Genomic DNA, 1595 nt, shown 5'->3' with positions numbered 1-1595 from the left:
GGGTTTCTAGCTGGGGGGGGGTGCCCCGGTGGTCTCTAAACTCAACCCCGGGCGCATCCATAGGCCGGCTCGGGGGGGGGGGCCCGGCCCCGCCCCCGACGTCGGCGTACGCCCTCCCGCTCGACCTCGGCGGACGAGCGGGCTGCGGCCTGCGCTACTCTTGAACGTCGCCGCTGTCGCACCGCGCTGACCGTGCGCGCCCGAGGGCGGCGACGGCCGCATTTTCCCAGCTCCAAGCCCCAGGAAGTGACATGCCTCCGAAGAAGAAGCTCGTCAAGACGTTCACGCTTCAGCTGCCGGCGGGCCAGGCCACGCCGGCGCCGCCGGTCGGCCCCGCGCTCGGCCAGCACGGCGTGAACATCATGGAGTTCTGCAAGTCCTACAACGCGCAGACCGAGTCCCAGCGGGGCGACATCGTCCCCGCCGAGATCAGCGTGTTCGAGGACCGGTCCTTCAGCTTCGTGCTGAAGACCCCGCCTGCCGCCCGGCTGCTGATCAAGGCCGCCGGTGTGCAGAAGGGCTCGGGCGTCCCGCAGGCCGAGAAGGTCGGCTCGGTGAGCCGTGCCCAGCTGCGTGAGATCGCCGAGAAGAAGATGGCCGACCTCAACGCCAACGACCTGGACCAGGCCGAGAAGATCATCGCCGGCACCGCCCGGTCGATGGGCATCACCGTCAGCGACTGACGTTCGGCCTCGCCGACGACCCGACCGTGGGAGGGCCCGCGCCGAGCGGCCCGCCAGAGACCACAGGAGTAATCAGCAATGCAGCGCAGCAAGAGCTACCGCAAGGCCGCCGACGTCATCGACCGGTCGAAGCTCTACACCCCCTCCGAGGCCGTGAAGCTGGCCAAGGAGACCACCAACGTCAAGTTCGACGCCACGGTCGAGGTCGCCATGCGCCTCGGCGTCGACCCCCGCAAGGCGGACCAGATGGTCCGCGGCACGGTCAACCTGCCGCACGGCACCGGTAAGACCGCCCGCGTGATCGTGTTCGCCGGTGGCGCGAAGGCCGAAGAGGCCGCCGCGGCGGGTGCGGACGAGGTGGGCACCGACGAGCTGGTCGCCCGCATCCAGGGTGGTTGGCTCGACTTCGACGCGGCGATCGCCACGCCGGACCAGATGGCCAAGATCGGCCGGATCGCGCGGATCCTGGGCCCGCGCGGTCTCATGCCGAACCCGAAGACCGGCACGGTGACCATGGACGTCACCAAGGCGGTGCAGGACATCAAGGGCGGCAAGATCACCTTCCGGGTGGACAAGCACTCCAACCTGCACCTGATCATCGGCAAGGCCTCCTTCACGGAGACCCAGCTGGTGGACAACTACGCGGCGGTGCTCGACGAGGTGCTGCGTGCCAAGCCGTCCGCGGCCAAGGGCAAGTACCTCCGCAAGGTCATCCTCACCACCACCATGGGCCCGGGTGTTCCGGTCGACCCGAACCTGGTGAAGAACCTCCGTGAGGACCAGGCCGAGGCCTGAGCCGACAGCTCGCTCGTACCGGGGCGCCGCCACGCACGTGGCGGCGCCCCCGCGCGGCCGGGGGGGTGGCAGCGCGACACCCAGCGGCGGGAGAAGCGAGGGTTGAGGTAACCCACG

General features: G+C 69.9%; 2 protein-coding genes. Both read left to right on the top strand.

Annotated elements, in window-relative coordinates; genetic code table 11:
• The first annotated feature begins 251 nt into the window (after positions 1-251).
• The gene (rplK, locus tag ACLQ27_RS09715) at positions 252-683 is read left to right on the top strand and encodes a 50S ribosomal protein L11 (RefSeq protein ID WP_007465329.1); all 432 of its coding nucleotides are present in this window, start codon (positions 252-254) and stop codon (positions 681-683) included.
• A gap of 78 nt (positions 684-761) precedes the next feature.
• Positions 762-1478 carry a 50S ribosomal protein L1 gene (gene rplA, locus ACLQ27_RS09710; RefSeq protein WP_234583444.1) on the top strand — a complete coding sequence of 239 codons (717 nt, stop codon included), beginning with the start codon at positions 762-764 and terminating at the stop codon, positions 1476-1478.
• The last annotated feature ends 117 nt before the right edge of the window (positions 1479-1595 follow it).

The sequence above is a fragment of the Micromonospora sp. DT63 genome (assembly GCF_049841615.1).
Lineage (GTDB): Bacteria > Actinomycetota > Actinomycetes > Mycobacteriales > Micromonosporaceae > Micromonospora.
This window is presented reverse-complemented; position numbering and strand designations above follow the sequence as displayed.